We start from the raw sequence: 25486 nt of genomic DNA on the forward strand, positions 1-25486 counted from the left end.
GCGTTGGGAACGAAGTGGAAGGCAATATCTGCTCAACTTTCCTGTGAGTCATTTGTAATTAGGATCTCTGCAGAAACCTGGAAAACTCCTGATTCTATCATGTTTAGGTTAATGTCGTAGCTTGTGCTGCTGCTTGGAATACTGCTAGTTCTCGCCTTTTCATTTGGTTCTTCTGAATAATAATGAATAACCCAATAAATGAAAACCGCAATAAAAACCAGGAAAGCCAGGAATCCGATTTTCCTTTTCACCATCACACCTCCCTTACTCAACGATAAAATGAATAATCATATTCATTATACGAATTCTATCACTTCTTGTTTTCTGAATATTTCTATTCAAAGCTATTTCAAAGAAGCACGATCGCGTATGGCTGTACCTATCAGCGGTTCGTTATCCCCTTGTGCTTGTTTAACCGAATTGATCATTGCCGCAGCCAATTCTTCAGTGGGAAGCGGCTGTTGTGAACGGAACAATCCTGCTTTATTCATGAATTGTATAGCTTTTAAGCCTAGCACTTCGAAGGTACGATCGCTTCCCTTCCTCATCAAGATCGGCGGCTTGATGATGGTTAACTTCGGAAAGCCTAACTCTTTGACCGCTTCTTCCAACTGCCCCTTCATCTTCGAATAAAAGCTACGGGCTTTTGGCGAGGCAAATTCAGCCGAAACCAATACATACCGCTCGACTCCGTTTTCTTTTGCGGCTTTTGCAAATTCATATTGATAGCCATAATCGACTTTCCATTGTGCCTCTTTGCTTCCTGCCGCTTTGATCGTCGTACCCAAACAGGAAAACAGCACATCCCCTTTCACCAAATCGCGCCACGCATCCGGCTGGTCAAAATCAATGACATGGACTGTTAATTTATCATGCTGAATATCCAGTTGACGCCTTACGAAAACATCGACTTTTTCAAATGAATCGTCTTTCATCAATTGCTCTACAAGGTCTTTTCCTGTCGCTCCTGTGGCACCGATCACTAATGCGTTCATAATGGTCCTCCTTTTATGATGAAGTTCTTAAGAATATATGTATTCATCTTTGTTCAATATTTTAAATAATTTTACTGTGTTCTCTTCAATTGAAATAAAGTGTGCCTGTTCTGAAGGGGGCATTCCTCTAAGACGCCCAGAAAATGTCCCTAGCAACTCTAGTTGACTTGTTCCTATTTTCAGCTGATACAGCTTCCCATTGCTATCGTATGGATTATAGAAGTACGTGTAAGCCCCGCGAACACAAAGTCCAGACGAACCGTGGAGTATTTCCGGAACATTAAACAACCACAAACCACGCTTATGTGGGTCAACGGCAACTAATTGAAAAGTCGAGTAAGGGAACAACCAAAGTTCCCTGCCCTTTCCTTTACAGATTGCGTAACAGTCGCCTATATCTGGCCGATCAAGTAAATCGCTATGATACCTGAACAGAGTCATCCCTGATAAATCTTTCAATAGTAAGCCTTCCGTTTCTATCCCGCCGCCAAATATTCCTTCATCATAATAACTGAACCAAATACCTTCCTTACAGGCAACTTGATCCGCCACATACTCCCCAGCGTAAAAGGTATTCATAATCTTGCCTTCTCTATTTATAATGAATTGTTCCAGTTTGCTGCTTTCTCTGGTGGGGTGGTCAGATAACGCACTCACGATTAAATTTGCTGAATCAATCCATCGAATACTGTGGAAGTTTCTTTGAAAGCCCAGTTTTATATCTACACCATTTAATTGGATCCACGATTGTTTTCTGGTTTCTAAAATAATGGCTAACCCATCATTTTCTGTCCAATCTGCATCCACTATCTGCACAGATCCGGTTTCTTTTTTCTCTACAGCATAAAGCACTTGTTCCTCAATTCGCTCAGCCATAGCCACCCTCCTCATTTACCACACTGAAAGCCTGGTACGCGAATCGTTTTGTTCATTCAAATATTCCAAATCGTGAAAACCAAAACTGCGTGCGTTCTCATAGAGCGCATGGAGCATTTGCTGATCTTTGCAATAGATCGTCGTATAGATCGTATCGACTATTAGCAGGACCAATTGGCAGTCGCTTTCAGCAAACTCTTCGTAAGTTTCAGGATGTGAAGTGACAGGCCCCTGAAAAGAGCGAAGTTCTGCAAAGATCACATAAGCCTGTTCGGTTTCGATTACTTCTTTCAGCTCTGAACCTGTCAGTTGCTCTCTATTAAGTGGAAATAGCTCGTTCGTATGACTTCCATTCCTACTTGCAAAGGCTTCTACATTATCGATGTGCCACTCAAAGTCTTGAATATTGATTGGCTGAAATATGTCCTTCAGATAACTCCCATAGTCATTCGGTAATTCAAAGCTGATTCCTCTGAACAAAGTCTCATCTCCTCCAATGATGTATGAAGTCAACTAGTAGTCATTCAACAAAAAAGCGCCAATCCTTTTTATGATGGCACTTTTTCTATACTGTATTAACATCTAACAAATTTGCGCTTAAATCCAAGGCGTCCCTTTTCTAAGCCTTGCTGGATGCTGTCATAGGCATAGAGCTGTGTTGGTTTTCTGTTTTCCCGTTTGAGCTCGACTTTCCCTACAGCTTTTGCAGTTTCGGCAGCTTTGTCGCTCAAAGGCTTATAGGAAATACCAACGGTGTAGAGAAAATTATTCATCGATGCTTTCGTCCGTTCAGGGGATTCGTGGATCGTTTCTTTCACCGTATCCAGCATGGCGGAAATTTTGTCTTCCTTGAATTCACTGTCCTTGCGGTTGCCGAGCAGCCAGCAATAACAGCTCCAACCGGCAGACATGCGCAGCTCATCGCCGCTTGCAATCCATTTATCGGCAACTTGCTGCGCGATATCGGATTCCGACAAGGTAACCGCCACGACATAATCCGACAACATATAGAAATAAGCCCCGTCCATCCAGCGGTCGAAGTCAGCTTCCGTCATCGCTTTCGGGTCGGCAATGATGCCCGCAAAGTACATCGCGTCGTAGTTGCCGGTCTCATACAATTGTTCTGCTAAAGGCTGGTCGCTTTTGATTTGTTTGGCCATTGGCTTCATTGCGCCTGTAGCAACCCCAAACACCGGCTCTTTCGCCCCGCTCGACAAGTACATTTTCTTCGTGCGTTCTTTCCCTAACGCTTCGAGTTCTTGCATGACTGATTGGAAATCCATTAATTACTCCTCCTTTCAAATTTCTTTAGCAGACATTTGAGTTTATCAAAGCGATGTAACAAGCTTCTAAACGAAATGTATGCAGGCAGGCAGCGATTTAAAACTTTTTTCCAAATCTATTATGCCTTATACAATGTATTTTGCACTGTTATTCTTTTCTTTATTTGTTTTTTGTAAATAAAGATGACCTATCTGAATGAGCGTTTCGCTATTTTCAAGGCTGGCTTTACGACCAGAAAACTGCTTAAAGACTTCATTTGTATTTTCACCAGCTGATTCAGGTCCGATAAATTTTTCTGCATAATAAGCAAAGTCAGCCCAAAGGCGATTCAAATCTTCATGAAGATCTAAAACATCTAGAAACTCCGGGTCTCGAGAGTCGATATACTCAATCGATGAGGATAAGGTTTTTAGGATTTTAGGCGAATAGCCCGCCGCTTTTATTTGCTCAATAATAAACATTCGGTTGCTGCCTTTTGTCGCTGCAACGATATCCGCAGCAACATTTTTAGCTTTAGTTTCAATCAGTGACCCTGTTGTTCTCTTTTTCTCTTCAATGTGCTCATTATATTGATTTACTTGATAAGCGGTCCACTCGCGGAGCTTTTTCTGAACTTTTCTGTACTCCGCTTTCGCGATATTTTTTGATATATCTAATGTACTATCAGCTGAGTTTACAATTGCACGATGCCACATGGCTTCCACTTTGACAAAATCACTATCTAAACTTTCTATAGTGATTGGTAAATCTAGCTTTTCAATTTCATGTTCATTTACGTCTCGGAGAATCGTGCTGACAATTGCAGTTGTCTCATTATCATTAAACTGGCTGCCCACACTCATATTCGGCAGTACAGGATTTTCAGTAACTAGAGGACGTGCTTTTTGAAGATACGACCACAATCGTTCTTGCGCTTTCACATACTCAGAACTATGAGAAGGCGAATGGACTGGGGCAATCGAGCGTTCTACCGTATCATCCAGCATTTTTTCTACAGCCTGTCCACGTTCTTTTAATACACTGCGCAGGAAGCCTTCATATTCCGGAAGTACAAGATCATCAAATCGTGTATCGTTAAAAATCCCTTCTAGTTTAGTTCTCAACCGATCCGTCATCTTCAATTCAGCCTCGATAACTGGTATCGATGGAAAAGTATAAATATCAATATTCTGTACTTGCCCATCTTGGCGCGGCCGATCAATTCGGCCGATTCGCTGCTCTAAAATCATTGGATTATATGGCAAATCGAGATTCATTATCACACGACAATCTTGTAAATTTTGACCAACCGATAAAGTGTCTGTCCCGATTACAATATCAATCTCTTCCGCGGAATTAGAAAAGTGCGGTAAATTTTTGGCTACTGGCGCAAAACGATTTAGTATTTCTTCCTTTACCATTGGTTCGAAATCTCTTCCAATAAAGCAGTCATACGGCTTTCCAGAAACATGTGCAATGCGGAACTCTTGCAATACTTGATCATTTACAAGCCGTTCAAAATAATTGATTGTAGTATCTCTGAATTGGCTGATAATGATGACTTTTTCACCGGAAGCTGCAGCTTGTTGTACAGCATCTCGAACAGCTTCAAATTTTTCATCCTTACGGTTAAAAGCATCCGCTAAATCTTCACGAATTAAATCCAGTGTTTTGATATCTTCCTCTGTATCCCGAAGCAGCTGAATAACAGTCTTTTTCGCCTGTCTTTTATTGATTGCTTCGATTCGTTCGGTCATTTTCCTCACATAGCGTGCCCTATTTTCGCGCGAGGTTATTTCAAAGTCTGTAAGATCTTCAGTTTCGTCTAAATAAGCACTTGAGAAATCCGCAAAATTTTGATCGATTCCATAAGAAGAGGTAATCCACTGACGAAATCTCCGCTTTAATTCCGAATCTTCTTTCCCTACAAGCTCCAATTCGTCTTGTAGTTTGATAAGTTTCGAGTAAATGGATTCCAATGTAGAAACGAAAGATACCCAGCTGGAATCTGCCCGTTTCAAGAAAAGAAGCTTCAAGCGATCTGATGCAAATTCATCTCCTGTATCTTCCATGTAGCGCAATGGATCCATGTAAGGAAGACGCAACTTTGAGATTCGTTCGAAGTTATCTTCGAGTGCCTGTTGTTTTTTAGGTTCATAAATAATTTCAACAGTCGGGAAATTCCGTTTAGCGAAGCTGACTTCCTCGCCGCCGTATGTTTTACGCGTGCGCTGCAAAAATAAATCTTCCCAAAAAGCAGCAAATGCCTTTTCATCACTTTCGAATGCTCTCCCTGCTTTTCTTGAAGCGAATTGCAAGTAATTGGCGTACGGTTTATTGCCAGGAATGTTTTCCTTGCGTAAAAAGAGCCGTCCTAAGTGGAACACATCACTTCTGCTGTTATTCCATGGTGTAGCAGTCAAAAGAAGTCCATATATGGGCTTTTTGGCGTATTGGAGCATATATTGCATATTTCTATACATTTTGCGGCCGCTATTTTTAAATCCTTGATGCGCCTCGTCGATTATGACTAATTCATATTCCGCTAATTCGCGCAGTTCAGAAGCTGAAAGCCTGGCAAGACTTTCTTTTGACAAATAGTATACCGAAGATTTGTACACACCTACGGCTTCGAGTTCTCTTCGCCATTGTTCATGCAGTTTTGATGATGCAAGAAGTAAAGTTTTCGGTGTATTGAACTCTTTAATGACTCCAGCTGCCGTTCTAGTTTTACCAAGCCCAACTCCATCGCAGAGTAATGCCGTGCCATATTGGCGGATTCTATTTACACATTCAGCTACGCCTATCTTCTGATGCGGGTATAGTGCAGTCCAAAATCCATCAGCACCGATATTAAGCGGTGGTTTTGCATATTGTTTTGCAAACTCTAAGTAAGTAGCAAGCGCTGGGATGTAATCTTCAGCATCTTTATGTGGAAGTTTCTCATTTACTGCCTTTATCAGCTCAGGTGAAAAATCTTTTACTTCGTCGGAATCCCAAATGGTATCAAACCAATTTTTCAATGCTCTATAGTTATCTTGGCTAAAGGTATTGAGCTCTGTATTCCCAGACAACCCGGCTTTAGAGAAATTGGACGAGCCGACGATGGCAGAACCTTTCAGTCCGTGCTCATCTTCTTGGAACAAATAACTTTTGGCATGAAAATAATTGGCGTCACCGGTATACACCTTGACTTGCACACGCCCTGACCTCATCCATTTGCTGAATTGATGTAATATCGATGCTTGATCTTCGTCTGTATCCGAAATATCTTGCAAAGCTGCTTCTTCAGGTGTCTGGCCCTGGCTTAACGCTTCCCTGGTCAGAACATTTGTCTGGTTGCCCATTAACACTCGCACATTCGCATCTGGTTTTGCCATTAATTCACTAAAAGCAAACTTAATGAGTTCGAATCCGCTAATGTAAAAATACCCTACTGCTAAGTCGAACGATGTCGAAGTTGGCATCAATTCGCCGATTGCATCGATCATTGAAACGTTTCGGTTATCAATCACTCGCTCACTGTATAACCGGACCACTTCCTCTCGGACTATTCCGGCCATGCAATCTCCCCTTTCTCCGTCAATTCATCAAAGGCTTCTATTACGCCTTGTCCAATGCGTCTCATTTCTGCTTTATGCTTCGAAGACTCGAACGTGGAAAGAATGTATATCAGCTCTTGCCGAGACAATCCATACAGTTTGGCGACATATGCATCAATTTGGTTTTGCAATAGTTGTCTTTTTTCTGGATCGGTGATTCCTTCCTCGAACCCACTCATTCCAGCTTCCTTTGCCAGTTCGTCATATTCAGATGATATGCAAATTAAATGAGCAGAGCGAATCATAATTTCATAAAAAAATTGATCATCCTCTTCTAAACGTGGCATCGGTAATTGATACATATAGAAGATACTTACATGGGCTCCTACTTTTCTTCTTAGAATAAAATCTATTGAGAATGAATTAAATATACCAACTAATAGAAGTTGTTTTTTTAGTGAAATACTATATTCATAAAACGGAATATTATCCTTAATGTTTAGTTTCATCGGAATAATAGAAACCAGTGTATTACCAAAGGTAACTTTTTTAGGTAAGATAGTTGAAATTAAAGTACGTTTGTCAGTTCCTCTTGCAACTTCTCGATAACCAATACGATAAAAATCCTCTGGCCCTTTTAGGAACTTTTCATATTCATCTATACTATTCCATAGTTTTTCAAGAACCTCAGAAAGAGACAACCCTGTTAATTTCATTGCTTGTTCATTAACATTTCGTTTTTCTCTTTCAAGCCACTTCACACGCAAGAAATCACTACTTACGCTATATCGAATCGGTCCTCTATTCTCGTATTGAAAAATTGTTTTTCCTTCATACAAAGGAAAATTTTCATTCTGATTATATACTGTAAAAAGCGAACTATCATTAGTCATATCAAGTTCTCTTCTAAACGTGAGCTTCGTGTTATTTTCTTCTCCAAGGAGCTCGTGCCCACTGTTGTATAATTTACTTAAGATATCTACCTCTAATTGATCTCTAAGTTCCAATAACCCCCATGTATCCGGAGCAGCTTGTTTAGCTAAAACAATGGGATATTGTAGTTTTGTTTTATCGCTCCACATTTCCCCTAAATCATGTCGATAGAAAAATGCTTTAAAATCATGATCTTCACTCGGCTTTATTTTCTTAGCTGCAACTAGGGCAATTTTAAATCGACTATCAACTGCTTCAAATATCTTTTTTCTATTTTCAAATGACAATAATTCAGATAGTTCGATGTTTCTTAGTAATAGATGTCGCAACCCAGTAGCTCCTTGGTCTGTTGCAATATTACCAGGCACCAGAATGGATAAAAAACCTTCTTCTTTGACGACCTGATAAAACCGTTCAATCGATACTTTATACAAGTTGATGTCTGAACCAGTGAATTTCCCGTTGACTTTCCATTTCTGATAGCTGTAGAAACGAGCGTCTAAAAAATGCTTTGAACCTGTCTCGAACAGCTTTTTAGTCGACTCCCATTTGGTCTGTAAAATCGGATATTGTGTGAAGAGGTGTTGTTCCATTTTAATTTTCTCCTGCTTGTTGGCTTTTCGGTATGTCGGATCGTAGCGCTCAAAAAACTCTTCTGCATTAGGCTTCCAAATTTCCCAAGGCGGATTGCCAATCGCTGCATCAAACCCTCCATTTTCATTCCAGGAACCATCCTCATGGAAAAATACTTCTGGCACGTTTATCTCGAAGCTTTCGACAAACAGCATATCCGCTGAATCTCCAAGCAATTCATGTGCCTCTTTTTTGAAGGTCAGCTGTATGTGCTGCCGAAGTTCTTCTGCTGCGATGCGCGCTTTTTTATCACCTTGAGCTGAGAGTGTTCTCAATTCGATTAATTGACAGATCTCTCCTTGATATGCTTGGTACTGTTCTTTTCTTTCATTGAACGGCACGGGACTAATCAAGGCATTCTGGTGAATCAATGTGCGCCCGATCAATTCCGGAAATTCTTCACCCACCTCCCAATGACGCAAAGCAGAGAGTGTTAAGGTTTGCGAGCAAATGATCAATGCTTTGTAATCAATATCAACGCCATATAATACATTTGAAAGCAAATGCTTTTCCCATTCGTGCTGCCCGGCATCACCTGATTTCATCATGGGAAACTGTTCAATCAGTTCTTCAGATAGAGGCAGGCGTGAAATGACTTGATGCTGCTCCGTTAGATAATAGAATGCTCCGCGTAAAAATGAACCTCCACCGCAAGTCATATCCACTATTTTCATGTCTAATAGTTTTTCAACAGCCCCTCTGATTTCTTCTGGATTTTGCTTTTTTAAAGCTTCTCTTATAGTCTCGAGCCGGTCATTCAGAATCGGTTGAACTGATTGCCTCACCATATAATCCACAAGTCGATTATCTGTGTAATAGGCACCCTTTGCTTTTTGCTCTTGCTTGTCATTTCCGTAAAACACTGTAGGTTTTCCGTCCAATAACTGGATTTGCACAGCACGGGACATCGAAGCTTCATATTGCTGTTGCAATAACTCAGGTGGGAGATCTTCGTACCGGAAACTGTATTGCTCTGTCGATGTATCTGCCCATAGCTTCGCCATTAGTTCCGGAAAAGCTTCAGTCAATGCGTTTTCCACTTCATTGCTTGCTGATGCTACACTTCCCGCAAACAGATCGCCTCCATATGCCACTTCGAATTGGCGCCGTACTTTCTCATAGAGATCAATAATTTTTTCTTCACCATTTTTTTTAAATGTGACCGCAGCAGTGACAGCCTGTTCCTCTTCTAAGAACAAGTCTTCCATTGTTAATTGTTCTGAAATAGTCCCGCGCTGCTGCAATGCTTTTTGAAGCGCACGATCATCAAAATCCGGACGGTAAACCTGGACCACCTCCTGCAATGCAGATTCCAACGTACCCGCTCCGACACCAAGAGCGATACCGCTCGTATTGAATGAATCGACACCATAATAACCTTCCAAAAATCTTCTCAGTAATTGTCGGAGTATAATCGTATCGACAATACAGCCCAGTCCCGATTTAAAAGAAGGGTCTTCTATTAGCTTAGCGGTTTTGCCCCGCTCCAACGTTTCAACCGCATCTGCTGTTAGGAGTGGTTTTATTTTAGAACGAACTTCACTTCCTGCAATTGCCTCAGATAACTTTTTTCTGTAAAGCTCGATTGTTTGTTGAAACCTTCCTGACAAAGAACGTTTAAATAAGTCTTCTAAACCAATAATGTCATATCCAAAACCAAACTCATCCTCTTTTAGCCTGAGCTGGTCTTTTCGAAGACGACGATTGAAATGTTCTGCATAAAGCGGTACTTTGGTAACCGAATCAATTGTCAAATCTAGTCGTTCATCACGGTTACCTGCACCGACCCGATAGATAACAATTCGCTTCTCACCTACGAACGCAGCAAGAGGAACGATATAAGAAGCACCAAGACTTTCTTTCAACTGAATGACCTGTTCGTGACGCTTTCTTACTTCCCGGACCATTGTCTCTTCCGTCAAGTCTACGTCATTCTTTAATGCTAATACAGCCTGTTCACTTGAATCAAAGTCCTCATGTAGAATCACCTTCCATTCGCTTTGCGGGTCGACCGGATTTCCTCCAACAGTAAACCCTAAATAATCTCCAACCGATTTCAGTCTTAATTCTCCAGCTTCATTACCAATTTTATTTAAAAGTTCAATAACATTCTTTTGTTCTGTATTCATCTTTACACCTACTCTTCCCTGCTTCTGAATAAGTAAATAATCGAGCTTCTATGTCTTAATCCTAACTTAAAAATAGGGAAATCTCACCATTTTCGAGAAAAATAATGTGAATAATTGATTGACATTAATATATCGTCTTAACGAAAAGGCATTTTCCTGTAGTTAATACCTTAGCTACTGGAAAATGCCTTCTAAATTATCCCTCTACCATCTTCATCATGTGGCGATCTTTTTTATTCCATCCAAATTCATCAAAATCGTGGGCGATTTCGCTGTTTTCATGGACTTGGCGCATGCTTTTCAATAACTCTTTTTCATGTTCTGGCATAAACCTTGCACTCATATGATTGACGATGAGTTTTTGAGCTTTGGCTCGTCTTGCCACATTGGCCGCATCCAAAGTCGTCGAATGGCCGTATTCCTTGGCGAGTTTTTCCGTTTCGCCGTCGAACGTCGCTTCATGGACGACCAGGTCGGCATCTTGCGCTAATTGTTCCGACTTTAGGCAGTACTGGGTATCACCGAGAATCGCGACCGTAAAGCCGGGTTCTGCCGGGTCGGTCACTTCTGCGGATTCCACTTTTCGGCCATCCTCAAGTTCTACGGTTTCGCCCGCCTTTAACTTGGCAAGCAGCGGGCCCTTCGGAACACCGAGCTGTTTCGCTTTGTCCATATCGAGCTTCGGCAACAACGGTTTTTGCTTGATGCGATAGCCGTAAGTCGGGATGACGTGCGCCAAGAGACCCGCTTCGACGGTCATCGTGTCATCTTCAAAAATAATACCTTCTTTTACTTCATGGAAACGGATCGGGTAAGTCAAATGCGTCCGGCTCAAGCGCAAGGTCATTTCCACGTATTCCTTCAGCTCTTTCGGCCCGTACAGGTCGAGCGGCTCATCGCCGCCTTGGAACGATCGCGATCCCAATAGCCCCGGCAAGCCGAAAATATGGTCGCCGTGCATATGGGTAATGAAAATCTTTTCGATTTTTCTCGGCTTGAGGCTCGTTTCGAGGATCTGGTGCTGGACCGCTTCCCCGCAATCAAACAGCCAGACAGCTCCCCGCTCTTCATGTAATTTCAAGGCGAGCGCCGAAGTATTGCGCTGTTTCGACGGCATGCCCGCCCCTGTTCCTAAAAATAAAACTTGCATTAGCGTTTCTTCCTCTCATGATCGCTCAAGAAATCTTTGCTTAAGCTGGTTTGTGCGTCATGCTTCGACTGATGATACGGAATTCCTCTAGAGACAGAGCCTTTGCCAAAACGGCTTTCAAGCTTGGCGACCAAATCCAGAATCGGTTCATCTTTCGCATGCTCCTCGAAATTAAAGAGTGATAATTGCTCGGTCATGTCGCCCTTATCGACGACGTTTGAGACGGTAACACCAACGAGCCGCAGCGGTTCCCCGTTCCAGTGTGCTTCGAACAATTGCCACGCCTGCATCATGATGTCTTGCTCTTTCCACACGGTATTGTTCAAGGTAACGCTGCGGGTGCGGTTTTTCCAGTCTGCGCTGCGCGTTTGGATGCTGACAGTTGGCCCTGCCAGGTTTTTTGCATGCAACCTGGCTGCGACTTTCGAGCTTAAAGTCTTGAAGATTTTCTGTAAACTGTCCAGGTCAGTCTCATCGAATGGCAAAGTTGTCGAGGTGCCGACACTTTTACGGTCGTAAATCGAATCCGGATCGACTTCGCGGCTGTCTACCCCTCTGGCACGCGCCTGCAGCCGCACGCCGTTTTTCCCCATCTTCTCCTTAATCAAGCCCTCCGGCGCATTCGCCAAATCGCCGATTGTATACAGCTTCAAGCTATTGAGCTTTTTCGCGGTACTTTCTCCGATGCCGTGCATTTCAATGACTTCTCTTGGCCATAGGATGCGCTGGATATCGCGTTTCCTGAGAATAGTGATGCCAAGCGGCTTTTTCATATCGGACGCCGTTTTTGCGAGGAATTTATTTGGCGCGATTCCAATGGAACATGGCAAGTCGAGTTCTTTCAGGATGCGCTGCTGCAGCTCTTCAGCAATGTCCACCGGATGCCGGTCAGCCGATAGTTCCGTCACGTCGATATAGGCTTCATCGATCGACACCGGCTCGACGGCATCGGTATAGGTGCGCAAGATCTCGAACATTTGCCGCGACGCTTCCCGGTAGCGGTCGAAGTTGGGTGGCATGAGCAACAGCCCCGGATATTTCTTCTTCGCCTCGTGCACTTGCATCGTCGTGTAAATACCATGCGCCCGCGCCTCGTAAGAACAAGTGACGATAATGCCTTTGCGTTCTTTCGGATTTCCCGCAATCGCCAGAGCTTTTCCTTTCAGCGACGGATCGTGCGCCTGCTCGACGGATGCATAAAAGCTATTCATATCAATGTGGAAAATAACTCGCCCCGCCATAACAATCGCTTCGCTTTCCTTTTTCTTTCAGTGTATCAAAAAATAGGCGAACAGGCATCCTGTTCACCCTTTCCAGTTTCAATGGATTTGTGCTAGATTTAATAAACTTTGCTAAATAAAATTAGTGCTTAGTTGGACTTGTAAGCGTGGTGTGCTGACCGTTGTTTGTTTCATCTTTGAATAGCCGCCTCCCACTTGGGGCTGGCCTCCCGCAATAAGCCAAGAAGAACACTTGTCTTATTGCTTCGGCTCGCCCGTGTGCGCGGTTCGGCTTTAATATTTCATTGGATGTTATATGCGATGAAGCGTCTCTGTTGAATGGGATCATCCACTGGTCGATATCGCTTAGTTAGACTTGTGAGCGTGGTGTGTTGTTCACTGTTTGTTTCACCTTTAAGTAGCCGCCTTCCGCTTTGGGCTGGCCTTTGGCAATAAGCCAAGAAGAGCGCTTGTCTTATTGCGTCGGCTCGCCCTTATGCGCGGTACGGCTTTTAGATTTCACTATATTTTGCATGCGAGGAAGTACCATTGTTAATTGTCTTCATCCGGTTTGGAGACGCTTAATTGAACTTGATAGATACAAAGATGCTTAGTATCTATTCAATTTATATATTCAAAGCTGTCCAAAACTGCTCATGCTAATTTCAATGTCAGAAGAATTTCAATTCCACACTACACTTAGAGATGGAGCGGAAAGGGGCGACTCCGGGAGGAGCAGCGTAGCGACGAGACAATTGAGACCCTGCAAGCGAATACGCGAAAGACATTGAGCGGATTCGTTTGCGAAGCTCGAACATCGTGAGAGTTGAGCAGGCGGGGTTTTGCGCAGCGATCGAAGCGGCTCAATGCGAGCCCTCCGGAAAGCGTCCCCTTGCAGCGCAATCTCCAGAACATTTCTATACACAAACAACTGCCCCCAAAAACCATATTGAATGGTCTTCGAGGGCAGTTGTTATGGTTTGATTAACGCGTGGCTGCTTCTTTGACGATTTCGACCAATAGCTCGGTCAGTTTCTCAAGCTCTAGGACCGGCATGCGTTCGTTCGTTGTGTGGATTTCTTCATAGCCGACACATAGATTGACCGTCGGGACGCCGTGGCCGTTGATGATATTGGCATCACTTCCGCCTCCGCTTGTAAGCACAGGCGATGGGCGCCCGATGCGATCAGCTGCGGTTTTCGCGATATCTACAACAGGGTCCATTTCATCAAAACGGAAGCCTGGGTACATGAGTTGGACATCTGTTTCCGCACGACCGCCCATTTCCTTGGCAATATCTTCGAACACGGATTCCATATGCGCCGTTTGGTCTGCCAATTTGTCTTCGCTGATCGAGCGGGCTTCAGACAAGATATGGACTTCGTCGCAGACGATGTTGGTCGCTTTGCCGCCTTCGAAGCGGCCGATGTTGGCGGTCGTCTCTTCATCGATGCGGCCGAGTTTCATGCGCGCGATTGCTTTTGAAGCGATGGTGATGGCAGAGACGCCTTTTTCCGGCGCGACGCCGGCATGGGCGGTCTTGCCGTAGATTGTTGTCCATAATTTCGCTTGGTTCGGCGCAGATGTGACGATGCCGCCAACTTGGCCGTCGCTATCGACTGCATAACCAAATTTCGCTTTCAATAGGGATGCATCGAATTCTTTCGCCCCGACCAGTCCGCTTTCTTCGCCAGCTGTGATGAGGAATTGGATATCCCCGTGCTCGACATTTTCTTCTGACAAATGGCGTGCAAGTTCCAATAACGCTGCGACGCCAGCTTTGTCATCAGCCCCGAGGATAGTCGTGCCGTCGGAATATACATAGCCGTCGCGGACTTCCGGCTTGATGCCTTTGCCTGGGACGACTGTATCCATATGTACGGTGAAATAAATCGGCGGCGCGTCTTTTTTCGCACCTTCAAGTGTCGCCACTAAATTTCCTGCGCCGTGTCCCGTGCGTTGTTTCGAATCGTCTTCGACTACGCTGAAGCCAAGAGCTTCCAGCTTGTTCGTCAACACTTCCGCAATGGCGGCTTCTTCTTTTGTTTCGGAGTCGATTTGCACAAGCTCCAAAAATTCTTCCAATAAGCGATCGGTTTTCATTCCAAAAACTCCTCTTCTATTCCATTTAGTCCAGTTCCTATTATAGCCTTAGCCCCTGTCGACTTCATGCAAAACGCATCAATCTCTTCCCTTTAACAGGAAGAGATTGGTCGTAAAGTCTTTTATAACGGCATATTGCCGTGTTTTTTCTTCGGCCGTTCGTCTTTTTTGTTGCGCATCATCTCGAGCGCTTGGATGAGTTTGATGCGGGTTTCACGTGGGTCGATGACGTCATCAACCATCCCGCGTGATGCGGCAACATAAGGATTTGCGAATTTCTCGCGATATTCTTCGATTTTCGCCGCACGCGTTGCTTCCGGATCGTCACTTGCGTCGATTTCACGTGCGAAGATGATATTCGCTGCGCCGTTCGGCCCCATGACCGCGATTTCGGCATTCGGCCAAGAGAACACCAAATCCGCGCCGATCGATTTCGAGTTAAGCGCCACGTAAGCACCGCCGTATGCTTTGCGCAAAATGACAGTCATTTTCGGGACGGTCGCTTCCGAATAAGCATAAAGGATTTTCGCTCCATGGCGGATGATGCCCCCATGTTCTTGTTTGATGCCCGGGAAGAATCCAGTGACATCTTCGAATGTAATGAGCGGGATATTGAAGCTATCGCAGAAGCGGATGAACCGCGCTGCTTTATCAGAAGAATCGATATCGAGGCCGCCTGCCATCACTTTCGGCTGGTTGCACACGAGCCCCACCGTTTCGCCTTTGATACGGGCAAGGCCGATGACGATATTGCGCGCGAATTCCGGTTGCACTTCCATGAAGCTGTCTTTGTCGACGACTTGTTCAACGACTTTCCGGACGTCGTACGGGCGGATGGCTTCGTATGGAACGATATCGGCCAGATCCGGACGGTAATCGTCTTCATTGTCGACTTCAAGGCGTGGCGGCATTTCCTGATTGTTCTGCGGCAAATAGCTAACTAATTGGCGCACCATTTCGAGAACTTCCTGTTCTGAACCTGAACGGAAATGGGCGTTTCCGCTGATGGCGGTATGTACACGTGATCCCCCGAGATCCTCAGAGGAGATTTTTTCTCCGGTGACCGTTTCGATGACTTTCGGTCCGGTGATAAACATCTGGCTCGTTTTGTCGACCATGAAGACAAAATCGGTGATGGCCGGAGAATAGACAGCTCCGCCTGCAGATGGCCCCATGATCACGGAGATTTGCGGGATGACTCCCGAATAAATCGAATTGCGGTAGAAAATATGTCCGTAGCCATCAAGCGATAATACGCCTTCCTGGATGCGGGCGCCGCCGGAATCGTTCAAACCGATAAACGGAGCGCCGTTTTTTGCCGCCATGTCCATGACGTTGGCGATTTTTTTCGCGTGCATTTCACCCAATGCGCCGCCAAAAACGGTGAAATCCTGTGAAAACAAGTAAATTGGGCGGCCGTTTACTTTCCCGTATCCAGTAACGACGCCTTCGCCTGGCCCTTTAGCCATGCCAAAGTCAGTCGTCCGGTGTTCAACAAATGGGCTCAGTTCGACAAAGCTGTCTTCATCGAGCAACAAGTCGATGCGTTCGCGTGCGGTCAGTTTGCCTTTTTCGTGCTGCTTATCGATCCGGGCTTCTCCGCCCCCCAGTTCGATTTCTCTTTTTCTGTCATACAACTCATTGATGCGTTCATAAATGTCCATTTCCCCACTCCTCTGTCACTTCTTTTCGCAAAGTTCGTACAAGACGCCGTTTGATGATTTCGGGTGCAAAAAAGCGACCATTGCCCCGCCCGCACCCGGTTTCGGTTCATCACTCAATAATTTGACACCGTTTTCACGAAGTTCCGCCATGCGTTCTTCAATGCCGTCGACACCGAATGCGATATGATGGATGCCTTCGCCTTTTTTCTCGATGAATTTATGGATCGGGCTGTCTTCGCTCATCGGCTCGAGTAATTCCAGCTTGATGTTGCCGGCATCGATGAACGCCACTTTCACTTTCTGCCCTTCGACTTCCTCAATTTTCATCAACGGGCACCCGAGTGTCTCTGTGTAATAAGGCAAGACCTGCTCTAAATCTTTGACCGCGATTCCGATATGATCGACTTTCTTCATCCTTATTCACTTCCTTTTTTAGCTTCCTCTTTATTGTACCCATTCAAAGGCAAAAACTCTAGTTGTTATCGAATATTAAGAAAACGGCAAAGCTGGCAGTTTAAAATCTTGCCCGGATGTGGTATGATTCTTTCAAAGTACAGGAATAAAGGAGCTATGCTATCCATGAGAAACCAAGCTTTCCGTAAAGTCATTGTCTACGCAATGGTCGGATTGATGCTGCTGTCGAGCCTGATGATGGGCTTAAGCTTCGTCATTTAATATGAAGGTGCGAAAGGTCATCTACAACGTATGCAGTATGCGGTTGGGTGCCCTTTTTTTGTTTCACAGAAAAATAAACAGCCGAGAGAACATGACTCTCTCGGCTGTTATTTTTAAACTGGGCTGGGGTTCAGCCCTTTTTTATTATGGAAGCCCTTATAACTTTGCTTGATCTCCAAATATGTTTCCATCTCTTGAATGATGGCATTCAGATCGGCCATTGCCAGGAATTTCTCATGCGTGTCCGGCAGCGGCATATCAGCAAAATTCGCTTTCAACTGGTCCAGTTTGGTGATGTATTGGTCAGCCGTATTACCGGAATGGACATGTTCCGATAAGTCTTCCAGAAAGTCAGCGACCAGCTGGGTCTGCCCGACAATCACTGGGAGTGCTGTGATTGTCGGCAAGATCCGTTCGATGATTTGAAGCTGCTGCTCTCGCATATCGAAATAATGGTAATACTTGTTTTCGTGGCGCAGTAAATGGTTCTCAACATCCTGATAGGCGAGCGCCTTAGCTTTATCGATCAGCTTTTCCGATTCCATCAATTCCTTGCCGGTCCAACCAGATTCGCCGTGGCGCAGGAAAATGGTCGTTTCCCGGAAAATCGTCGAATACAAACGCTCCACGTCTTCCCTGTACCGATCGAGTTTTTTCTCAATGCTTGGCATGTACATATTAACGATCAGTGCTGTACCGAAACCGATCACCATTAACAGGACTTCATTGAGGAATAACCCCATCGTCAAATTCTTCGCGTCATATAGATGCATTAAAATAACTGCACTGGATACAAAACCATCCGAAAAGCCAAGACTCACAAGCACTGGAATGAACAGCAAGATCATGATTCCGAGTACCACAGGATTGTAAGTGCCCAGTTCGAAAAAGACTAAGGCAAATCCGACGGCGATCATGCTCGCCACAAAGCGGGAGAACGCGGCACGAACCGACTTCTTTTTTGTGGGCTGGATGCATAGGATTGTCAAGATGCCGGCCGATACATAATATTCGAGTCCAATCAACTGGGCCAAATAAATGGCAATGGCGGCCCCGAGAGCTGTTTTCATGGTCCGATAGCCAATGCGATAAGGTTTCAGTTTCATAGGCGTCTCCCCTCAAAATACAAAAATGCCCCCGCTGCCGGGGGCATTTTTCCTTACATTTCTTCGCAATGCTCTTCGAAAATGGATTGGATATGTGTAATGACCGACATCGGATCGTGCCCTTCGATTTCGTGGCGGCCGATTTCATCCACTAATTTTCCATCTTTCAGGAAAGCGAACGATGGTGAAGATGGCAAATGGTCATCGCCGAACAAATCACGCGCTTGTGCTGTTGCTTCTTTGTCTTGGCCGGCAAACACCGTATACAAGTGATCCGGGCGTTTATCATAATGGACCGAGTGAAGAGCAGCCGGGCGTGCGATGCCGCCTGCACATCCGCATACTGAGTTAATCATGACAAGGCTCGTGCCGGGTTTAGCGAAAGCCTCTTGCACGTCTTCAGCTGTTTCAAGCTGTGTATAGCCACCATTTGTTAGTTCTTGGCGGGCTTGTGTAACAATATCATTCATCAGAAAATTAAAATCCATGCTCATCTGTACCACTCCTTCATTATTGCTGTCCTTATCATATCAGGACAGCGGCACAGTTGCAAAAAAGCTTACTTGAACAGCTCCGTGACCGCTTGCGCGACCGTCAATCGGTCATCAAGGATGCGCTGTTCCATGTCTTTCACCTGCTGTTTGCGCTCAGGATCCCCGTAGAAACGGCCAAGCAATTCATCGGTGATCATCGAATGGAACCAATCGCGTGTCTGTTCCTGACGCCTAGTGTTCCAATAGCCGCTTTCTTGAACTGCTTGCTCAAATTCCTTTACCATATCCCAGACTTCCTGCATGCCGGTTCCTTCAATGGATGAGACAGCCAACGGGCGTGTCGTCCATCCTTCTGTTGCAGGCTGTAAAAAATGCAGCATCTGCTTGTATTCCCGCACGGTTTTCTTGGCGAGCGGCAAATTGTCGCGGTCGGCTTTATGGACAATCATCGCATCCGCCAATTCCAGGATGCCTTTTTTCATGCCCTGTAATTCGTCTCCAGCACCCGTTAATACAAGTAACAGGAACATATCGACCATGCCGCGTACGAGCGTCTCGCTTTGCCCGACACCGACCGTTTCCACCAAAATCACGTCGTAACCTGCCGCTTCACATAAGAGCATCGTCTCACGCGTCTTTTTATGGACGCCGCCGAGCGTTCCTGCCGTTGGTGACGGCCGGATGAACGCTTTAGGGTTTCGCGCCAGTTCTTCCATGCGCGTTTTGTCGCCGAGTATGCTGCCGCCGGTACGCGAGGAACTCGGGTCGATTGCAAGTACCGCCACCCGGTGGCCAAGTTCTGTCAGCATCGTCCCAAAGGTTTCGATAAACGTGCTTTTGCCGGCTCCCGGAACTCCGGTGATGCCGATGCGGATGCTCTTGCCCGTTTTTGGCAGCAGCGCATTTAATAATTCCTGGCCGCGCTTTTTATGCTCGTGGTTGGTGCTTTCAAGCAAGGTGATCGCCTTCCCTAAGTGCAGGCGTGATCCGCTTTCTACTCCGCTCGCTAACTCACTTAAGTTAAATTGGCCCGTGCTGGGCTTTTTGAATTTTTTCCGTGGCAATGCCTTCATGCCATCGTGCTTATCCGAAACACCCGACATGACCTGTCTGGACTGCTTCTCGCGGTCCATCAGTCTGCCTCTTCCTCGTACCCGAGGCGTGCATAGATTTCTTCAATGACTTTTTGGGCAGCAACCGGAATAACCGTCCCCGGCCCAAAGATAGCGCTTGCGCCGTTATTGCGCAGGAATTCATAATCCTGTGCAGGAATAACACCGCCAACGACGATCAAAATATCTTCGCGCCCCACTTTTTTTAACTCTGCCGCGAGATCCGGCACAAGTGTCATGTGGCCAGCCGCGAGCGAGCTGACACCAATGACATGGACATCGTTTTCCGCTGCCTGTTGTGCTGTTTCTGCCGGAGTTTGGAACAATGGCCCGATGTCGACATCAAAGCCGAGGTCGGCAAACGCGGTCGAAATGACTTTCGCGCCGCGATCGTGCCCGTCCTGGCCCATCTTGGCGATTAAGATCCGCGGGCGGCGGCCTTCATTGTCAATGAATTCTTCCGTCATTTGTTTAACGATCTGCATTTCTTCCTGGTTGGAGAAGTTTGAACTGTACACACCACTCACGGAACGGATCACCGCCTTATGCCTGCCGGAAGCTTTTTCGATCGCATCCGAAATTTCGCCGAGTGATGCTCGGTGGCGCGCTGCTTCAATCGCGCAGGCGAGAATATTGTCTTCTCCAGTTTCAGCCGCTTTTGTCAGCTCCAACAGCGCTTTCTCTACTTTTTTCTGGTCGCGCGTATCACGCATCCGGTCGAGTCGCTCGATCTGCTTTTTACGAACCATTGTATTGTCGATATTCAAAATATCGATTGGGTCTTCCTCATCGAGACGGTAGCGGTTGACGCCGATGATCGTTTCCTCATTCGAATCGATTTGCGCTTGCTTTTTCGCAGCCGCTTCCTCGATGCGCATTTTCGGAAGGCCCGTTTCAATCGCTTTCGCCATGCCGCCTAGTTCCTCGACTTCTTCTATTAATGTCCAGGCTTTTTCCATCAATTCTTCGGTCAATTTTTCGACGTAATACGAACCACCCCACGGATCGATCGTGTTGTTCATCAAGGTTTCTTCCTGAAGGAATAATTGCGTATTACGCGCAATGCGTGCGGAGAAATCGGTCGGCAAGGCAATCGCCTCATCGAGTGCATTTGTGTGCAAGGATTGCGTATGGCCCATCGCCGCCGCATTCGCTTCCAGCAGCGTGCGCGTTACGTTATTGAACGGGTCTTGCTCGGTCAAGCTCCACCCCGAAGTTTGGGAATGTGTGCGGAGCGCCAAGGATTTGGCATTTTGCGGATCGAAGCTCTTCATCATCTTCGCCCAGATTTCACGTCCAGCCCGCATTTTTGCGACTTCCATGAAATAGTTCATGCCGATGCCCCAAAAGAATGACAGGCGCGGCGCGAACTGGTCGATGCCGATTCCTGCATCCAACCCGGTCCGGACGTATTCCAAGCCATCTGCTAAAGTATAGGCAAGTTCGATATCCGCCGTAGCTCCCGCTTCTTGGATATGGTAACCCGAAATGGAAATTGAGTTGAATTTCGGCATATGGTCAGATGTGTATTTAAAGATATCCGCAATGATCTGCATTGACATCGCCGGAGGGTAGATATACGTGTTACGCACCATGTATTCTTTCAAAATATCGTTTTGGATCGTGCCCGCTAATTGTTCGGGGGATACGCCCTGTTCTTCTGCAGCAACAATGAAAAATGCCATGATCGGCACCACTGCACCATTCATCGTCATCGAAACCGACATTTGGTCAAGCGGGATGCCGTCGAACAAAATTTTCATGTCTTCGACGCTATCGATGGCTACCCCTGCTTTACCAACATCGCCGACAACGCGCGGGTGGTCGGAATCATAGCCGCGGTGCGTCGCGAGATCGAATGCCACTGACAAGCCTTTTTGCCCCATCGCCAAATTGCGGCGGTAAAAGGCGTTGCTTTCTTCAGCTGTCGAGAAGCCGGCATACTGGCGCACAGTCCATGGCCGTGACACGTACATCGTCGGGTAGGGCCCGCGGACGTTCGGCGCAAATCCCGGATAGCTCGTTTGTTCTTTCTTCAAGTCTTTCGAAGAATAAAACGGTTTCACGGCAATGCCTTCATTGGTCATAAAAGCGCTCTCATCCCGGTCGCCCAATTTAGCCGTATCGAGTTTTGTAACGTCAATTTTCGTAAAATCAGGTGTCGTCATTTACAGCGCCTCCTTTCCAAGTGACAAAATGGCTTCCAATTTGTCAATTAACGGTTTGCCGGCATAAAGGGAGTCACGGATGCCGTTTTCTTCCCAATTCTTTAAGAGATCCACATCGATTTTACCGGCAACGTCGATCGCCGCTTTCGCATCGAGTTGCGGAATGATCTTGTCGAAGGTTTCACGGCTTCCGCATAGAACGGCGTAGTCGAGCTCTTCAGAACGGATGTATCGGTTCACTTCATCAGCGGATGAAAGATACGGGCTGATCTCGGGTTCGATTCCTGCGACGGATAGGAAACCTTGTACAAAATCTGCCTGCGGTTTCACGGCTTTTAATGGCTCCAACAAGATAACCGCCGATTTGACGCTCGTTTCGCGGCTTTTCGCGCGTAATTTTTCGAATGGTGTCGCCAAGCGTTTGGCTGTCATATACTCCAAATGGGCTGTATCGATTTTTGCGTCTTTCACCGGTTCTTGTGGATTGGCGTAAATATTCGTGCCGATCAACGAAGCTTTGCGGTTGGCCACTTGCTGCTCGCGATCGAGCCATTTGGCTTGAATGTCGTCTGTCAGCCAGCCAGTCCGCTTCACTGTAGAATAGCCTCCTGCTTCCTGTATTTCCAAGAAGTAGCTCCAGGCTGCATCGACGTATTCACGCGTCAGGCTTTCGATGTAATAAGATCCAGCTGCAGCATCGATGACATGCGAAACATGGGATTCTTCCTTAATGACCAATTGCACATTGCGTGCGATGCGCCGGCTTGAGCCAGTCGGAACTGTCAGGAAATCATGCGGATGTACGGTATGGCCATCCGTTCCCGCTAGCACTGCGGAAAAAGTCGCATTGCCTGCCCGCAGTAAATTGACATAAGGGTCCAGTTTGGAATACGAACGCACCGACGTTTCCGTGAACACCGGAATGCGCGGCGCTTGTTTGCCGTAGGCGGAGCAGAATGCCTGCCATAATACACGGAACGCCCGTATTTTGGAAATTTCCTGGTAGAAGTGAGTGTCGACTGCAAAACGCACCCAAAAGCTCTTCGCCGCTGTTTCGAAATTCTGCTGGTCCAGCGCTTCAGCCATCATGCTAAGCGCTACGCCAAGTTCATGAATAATCGTCCCTCCGGCATTGTGCGTCGGCAGTGTATCGATCAACCCAGTACGGACATTTTCAGGTACCTGAATTGGCTCTTCCGTGAAAATGACGCCTTGCACGCTTGCACGCTGTTCGGCAGTTAACCGCTCGAATACACGCAAAATCGGATCTGCATCTTCTGTTACTTTGAAATAAATTGGATAGCGGACGATCAAGCCTGCAAGCTGTTCTAGTTGCGCTTCGGTCCAGTTGAAAGGCTGCGCACCGGAATAGACGACTGCTTCATTGCCACGTGACAAATCATCTTCTGTCACGGCTAAAAATTGTTCAGCATCGTGCGCTGTGATTTCCTGCGCTACGATCCAGGAAAGGCCGTACTTTGCACTTTGGACAGCAGCTACTTGGGCATCCACATCAGTTACCGTGCGTTCCAACATATCTTTTGTATAGAGGGGTTCAAGGGTAATGTCCTCAATAGTCTGGGTTTTCATCACCTTTTCAAAATCTTTCCCTTTCAGTGCAGCTTCCGCTGCTTGTTTCCATTCCTCGTATGTACGCTCAGGAAACTGAATGTTTTTCATCGGTTCAATCGTCAAACTATTCCCTCCTCAAAGCTTTCTGTTTCCATTTTACCTGACACAGCAAGTTACTGAAAGAAAAAAAAGCTTGAAGTCCGAAGACTCCAAACTTTTCATCAATAAACCGAAGTATTGTCTTTGTTCATTTTTTCAAGAATCTCTTTGACACGTGCCAGGAATTGACCACAAACGAGGCCATCGAGTACACGGTGGTCAAGTGATAGGCACAAATTAACCATGTCGCGTGCAGCGATCATTCCGCCATCCATGATGACCGGGCGCTTAACGATCGACTCGACTTGGATAATTGCAGCTTGCGGGTGGTTGATAATCCCCATCGACTGGATCGAACCGAACGAACCGGTGTTGTTGACAGTGAACGTCCCGCCTTGCATATCTGCCGACTTCAACTTGCCTGTACGCGCTTTTTGCGCCAACTCGTTGATTTCACGGCCGATGCCTTTCGCTGATTTTTCGTCAGCGTTCTTGATAACTGGGACGAACAAGGCATTGTCAGAAGCGACAGCGATTGAAATGTTGATGTCTTTTTTCTGGATGATCTTGTCTCCAGCCCACATCGAGTTCATCATTGGGAACTCTTTTAAAGCTTGTGAGATCGCTTTGACGAAGAATGCAAAATACGTGATGTTGAATCCTTCCTTTTTCTTGAAATCGCCTTTGATGGAATCGCGGAATTGCGCAAGGTCCGTCACGTCGACTTCGATCATCATCCAAGCATGCGGTGCTTCGTGCTTGCTCTTGAGCATATTCGCTGCAATCGCTTTGCGCACGCCGGTGACAGGGATTTCGATATCGCCAGGAGCCGATTCGATTGATTCTTCCTTGGCAGCTGGTGCTTTCGGTGCTTGTTGCGGCGCAGCTTGCTGAACAGGTTCAGCTGTTTCAGCCGCTTGCGGCGCTTGTGCAGTCTCGCCGCCAGCTTGTGGGATATTTCCGCTATCGATCAATTGCATCAAGTCTTTGCGAGTGATGCGGCCTTCGTTTCCAGATCCTTTGACTTGGTTCAAGTCGATGTCGTGATCTTGGGCTAGGCGAAGAACGGCTGGCGAATAACGCGCTTTTCCGCCTTGTGGCTTCGCTGGTTTTGCAGAACCTTTTTCGCCTTCAAGTTTCTTCGTCGGCGCGGCTCCTGCAGCTGGCATTTCGTTGGCTTTTTCGCCTTCAGCAGGTTTTGCTTCTTCAACTGGGGCAGAATCTCCGCCTTCTGTCTCGATTGTGCAGACCACTTCGCCCACTTCCAATGTATCACCTTCAGAAGCGATCAATTCTTTGATCGTTCCTGTAAAGGATGAAGGAACTTCTGCGGTTACTTTATCGGTATTGACTTCTGCCAACGGGTCATACTTGTTGACATGGTCGCCTGGCTGGACGAGCCATTTTTCGATCGTGCCTTCTGTTACACTTTCGCCAAGTTGGGGCATCGTTATTTTTTCAATAGCCAAAGGGATTCCTCCTTTTCAATCTGTAATGCATATTCATTTATAAGGGTTATGCGTTCAAGGCTAGTTTCTTGGGCCTATGCCTGTCGAACCTTACCGGCCATTTCCGCTTTTCTTCTGTCCAGCTCCGTTGCCCAGCCCCTCGAGGTCGCTTCGGCCCCACCTGCACTGGCAAAGAGCGCCAGTGCTGGCGTGACCTCCAGCGCTTGTCGGGACTAGACGGGCAACTGCGCTTTTCTTCTGTCTAGCTGCAATGGCCAGCTTCTCGGGTCATAAGCCATCCCGG

General features: G+C 46.2%; 19 protein-coding genes. 1 reads left to right on the forward strand and 18 read right to left on the reverse strand.

The genetic code is table 11. The annotated features are described in order from the left end of the window. Positions 1-32 precede the first annotated feature (32 nt). From KTG14_RS04720 to mce, 12 genes are all read right to left on the reverse strand, one after another. The gene (locus KTG14_RS04720; protein ID WP_216969843.1) at positions 33-251 is read right to left on the reverse strand and encodes a hypothetical protein; all 219 of its coding nucleotides are present in this window, start codon (positions 249-251) and stop codon (positions 33-35) included. A gap of 93 nt (positions 252-344) precedes the next feature. Next, positions 345-995 carry an NAD(P)H-binding protein gene (locus KTG14_RS04725; RefSeq protein ID WP_216969845.1) on the reverse strand — a complete coding sequence of 217 codons (651 nt, stop codon included), beginning with the start codon at positions 993-995 and terminating at the stop codon, positions 345-347. A gap of 27 nt (positions 996-1022) precedes the next feature. After that, positions 1023-1871, reverse strand: a complete 849-nt coding sequence (locus KTG14_RS04730; protein ID WP_254178001.1) for a TetR family transcriptional regulator — start codon at positions 1869-1871, stop codon at positions 1023-1025. Positions 1872-1886: 15 nt separating this feature from the next. Next, the gene (locus KTG14_RS04735; protein ID WP_216969847.1) at positions 1887-2351 is read right to left on the reverse strand and encodes a DUF2691 family protein; all 465 of its coding nucleotides are present in this window, start codon (positions 2349-2351) and stop codon (positions 1887-1889) included. 95 nt (positions 2352-2446) lie between these two features. Beyond that, complete coding sequence (locus KTG14_RS04740) at positions 2447-3154, reverse strand: DNA alkylation repair protein (RefSeq protein ID WP_216969849.1); 708 nt, start codon at positions 3152-3154, stop codon at positions 2447-2449. Positions 3155-3280: 126 nt separating this feature from the next. Then, positions 3281-6697 carry a helicase-related protein gene (locus KTG14_RS04745; RefSeq protein ID WP_216969850.1) on the reverse strand — a complete coding sequence of 1139 codons (3417 nt, stop codon included), beginning with the start codon at positions 6695-6697 and terminating at the stop codon, positions 3281-3283. After that, positions 6685-10371, reverse strand: coding sequence for an Eco57I restriction-modification methylase domain-containing protein (locus tag KTG14_RS04750; RefSeq protein ID WP_216969852.1), 3687 nt, complete (start codon positions 10369-10371; stop codon positions 6685-6687). Before KTG14_RS04750 ends, KTG14_RS04745 begins: the two co-directional genes overlap by 13 nt. A gap of 196 nt (positions 10372-10567) precedes the next feature. Next, complete coding sequence (gene rnz / locus KTG14_RS04755; RefSeq protein ID WP_216969854.1) at positions 10568-11521, reverse strand: ribonuclease Z; 954 nt, start codon at positions 11519-11521, stop codon at positions 10568-10570. Further along, positions 11521-12762 carry a DNA polymerase IV gene (locus KTG14_RS04760; protein WP_216969856.1) on the reverse strand — a complete coding sequence of 414 codons (1242 nt, stop codon included), beginning with the start codon at positions 12760-12762 and terminating at the stop codon, positions 11521-11523. Before KTG14_RS04760 ends, rnz begins: the two co-directional genes overlap by 1 nt. Before the next feature lie 963 nt (positions 12763-13725). Then, positions 13726-14844 carry a M20/M25/M40 family metallo-hydrolase gene (locus KTG14_RS04765; protein WP_216969858.1) on the reverse strand — a complete coding sequence of 373 codons (1119 nt, stop codon included), beginning with the start codon at positions 14842-14844 and terminating at the stop codon, positions 13726-13728. Positions 14845-14966: 122 nt separating this feature from the next. Next, positions 14967-16508 carry an acyl-CoA carboxylase subunit beta gene (locus tag KTG14_RS04770; protein ID WP_216969860.1) on the reverse strand — a complete coding sequence of 514 codons (1542 nt, stop codon included), beginning with the start codon at positions 16506-16508 and terminating at the stop codon, positions 14967-14969. A 15-nt stretch (positions 16509-16523) separates the two neighbouring features. Beyond that, on the reverse strand, positions 16524-16922 hold the full coding sequence (gene mce / locus KTG14_RS04775; RefSeq protein ID WP_068462108.1) for a methylmalonyl-CoA epimerase: 399 nt from the start codon (positions 16920-16922) through the stop codon (positions 16524-16526). 165 nt (positions 16923-17087) lie between these two features. Here mce and prli42 point away from each other — a divergent pair, with 165 nt between their 5' ends. Continuing rightward, positions 17088-17183, forward strand: coding sequence for a stressosome-associated protein Prli42 (prli42, locus tag KTG14_RS04780; RefSeq protein WP_156889046.1), 96 nt, complete (start codon positions 17088-17090; stop codon positions 17181-17183). 113 nt (positions 17184-17296) lie between these two features. On the opposite strand, the gene KTG14_RS04785 is transcribed toward prli42, so the two are convergent. From KTG14_RS04785 to KTG14_RS04810, 6 genes are all read right to left on the reverse strand, one after another. Continuing rightward, positions 17297-18289 carry an aromatic acid exporter family protein gene (locus tag KTG14_RS04785; RefSeq protein WP_216969862.1) on the reverse strand — a complete coding sequence of 331 codons (993 nt, stop codon included), beginning with the start codon at positions 18287-18289 and terminating at the stop codon, positions 17297-17299. Positions 18290-18342: 53 nt separating this feature from the next. Further along, the gene (locus KTG14_RS04790; protein ID WP_216969865.1) at positions 18343-18783 is read right to left on the reverse strand and encodes a BrxA/BrxB family bacilliredoxin; all 441 of its coding nucleotides are present in this window, start codon (positions 18781-18783) and stop codon (positions 18343-18345) included. Between the two features lie 65 nt (positions 18784-18848). Continuing rightward, on the reverse strand, positions 18849-19916 hold the full coding sequence (gene meaB / locus KTG14_RS04795) for a methylmalonyl Co-A mutase-associated GTPase MeaB (protein ID WP_216969867.1): 1068 nt from the start codon (positions 19914-19916) through the stop codon (positions 18849-18851). Continuing rightward, positions 19916-22063 (reverse strand): methylmalonyl-CoA mutase, encoded by a 2148-nt coding sequence (scpA, locus tag KTG14_RS04800; protein WP_211654047.1) that lies wholly within the window; start codon positions 22061-22063, stop codon positions 19916-19918. The genes meaB and scpA overlap by 1 nt, the downstream gene beginning before the upstream one ends. Then, on the reverse strand, positions 22064-23758 hold the full coding sequence (locus KTG14_RS04805) for a methylmalonyl-CoA mutase family protein (RefSeq protein WP_216969868.1): 1695 nt from the start codon (positions 23756-23758) through the stop codon (positions 22064-22066). A 98-nt stretch (positions 23759-23856) separates the two neighbouring features. Continuing rightward, positions 23857-25203, reverse strand: a complete 1347-nt coding sequence (locus tag KTG14_RS04810) for a dihydrolipoamide acetyltransferase family protein (RefSeq protein WP_216969870.1) — start codon at positions 25201-25203, stop codon at positions 23857-23859. Positions 25204-25486 lie beyond the last annotated feature (283 nt).

It is taken from the genome of Planococcus sp. CP5-4_YE, from assembly GCF_019042655.1.
GTDB lineage: Bacteria > Bacillota > Bacilli > Bacillales_A > Planococcaceae > Planococcus.

Excerpts from the sequence above, each read along its gene's own strand:
- KTG14_RS04745 (WP_216969850.1), bottom strand. The coding sequence starts at position 6,697 with ATGGCCGGAATAGTCCGAGAGGAAGTGGTCCGGTTATACAGTGAGCGA.
- KTG14_RS04760 (WP_216969856.1), bottom strand. The coding sequence starts at position 12,762 with ATGGCGGGGCGAGTTATTTTCCACATTGATATGAATAGCTTTTATGCA.
- KTG14_RS04730 (WP_254178001.1), bottom strand. The coding sequence starts at position 1,871 with ATGGCTGAGCGAATTGAGGAACAAGTGCTTTATGCTGTAGAGAAAAAA.
- meaB (WP_216969867.1), bottom strand. The coding sequence starts at position 19,916 with ATGGACCGCGAGAAGCAGTCCAGACAGGTCATGTCGGGTGTTTCGGAT.
- KTG14_RS04750 (WP_216969852.1), bottom strand. The coding sequence starts at position 10,371 with ATGAATACAGAACAAAAGAATGTTATTGAACTTTTAAATAAAATTGGT.
- KTG14_RS04770 (WP_216969860.1), bottom strand. The coding sequence starts at position 16,508 with ATGGACATTTATGAACGCATCAATGAGTTGTATGACAGAAAAAGAGAA.
- KTG14_RS04740 (WP_216969849.1), bottom strand. The coding sequence starts at position 3,154 with ATGGATTTCCAATCAGTCATGCAAGAACTCGAAGCGTTAGGGAAAGAA.
- KTG14_RS04765 (WP_216969858.1), bottom strand. The coding sequence starts at position 14,844 with ATGAAAACCGATCGCTTATTGGAAGAATTTTTGGAGCTTGTGCAAATC.
- rnz (WP_216969854.1), bottom strand. The coding sequence starts at position 11,521 with ATGCAAGTTTTATTTTTAGGAACAGGGGCGGGCATGCCGTCGAAACAG.
- prli42 (WP_156889046.1), top strand. The coding sequence starts at position 17,088 with ATGAGAAACCAAGCTTTCCGTAAAGTCATTGTCTACGCAATGGTCGGA.
- KTG14_RS04785 (WP_216969862.1), bottom strand. The coding sequence starts at position 18,289 with ATGAAACTGAAACCTTATCGCATTGGCTATCGGACCATGAAAACAGCT.
- mce (WP_068462108.1), bottom strand. The coding sequence starts at position 16,922 with ATGAAGAAAGTCGATCATATCGGAATCGCGGTCAAAGATTTAGAGCAG.
- KTG14_RS04725 (WP_216969845.1), bottom strand. The coding sequence starts at position 995 with ATGAACGCATTAGTGATCGGTGCCACAGGAGCGACAGGAAAAGACCTT.
- scpA (WP_211654047.1), bottom strand. The coding sequence starts at position 22,063 with ATGACGACACCTGATTTTACGAAAATTGACGTTACAAAACTCGATACG.
- KTG14_RS04790 (WP_216969865.1), bottom strand. The coding sequence starts at position 18,783 with ATGAGCATGGATTTTAATTTTCTGATGAATGATATTGTTACACAAGCC.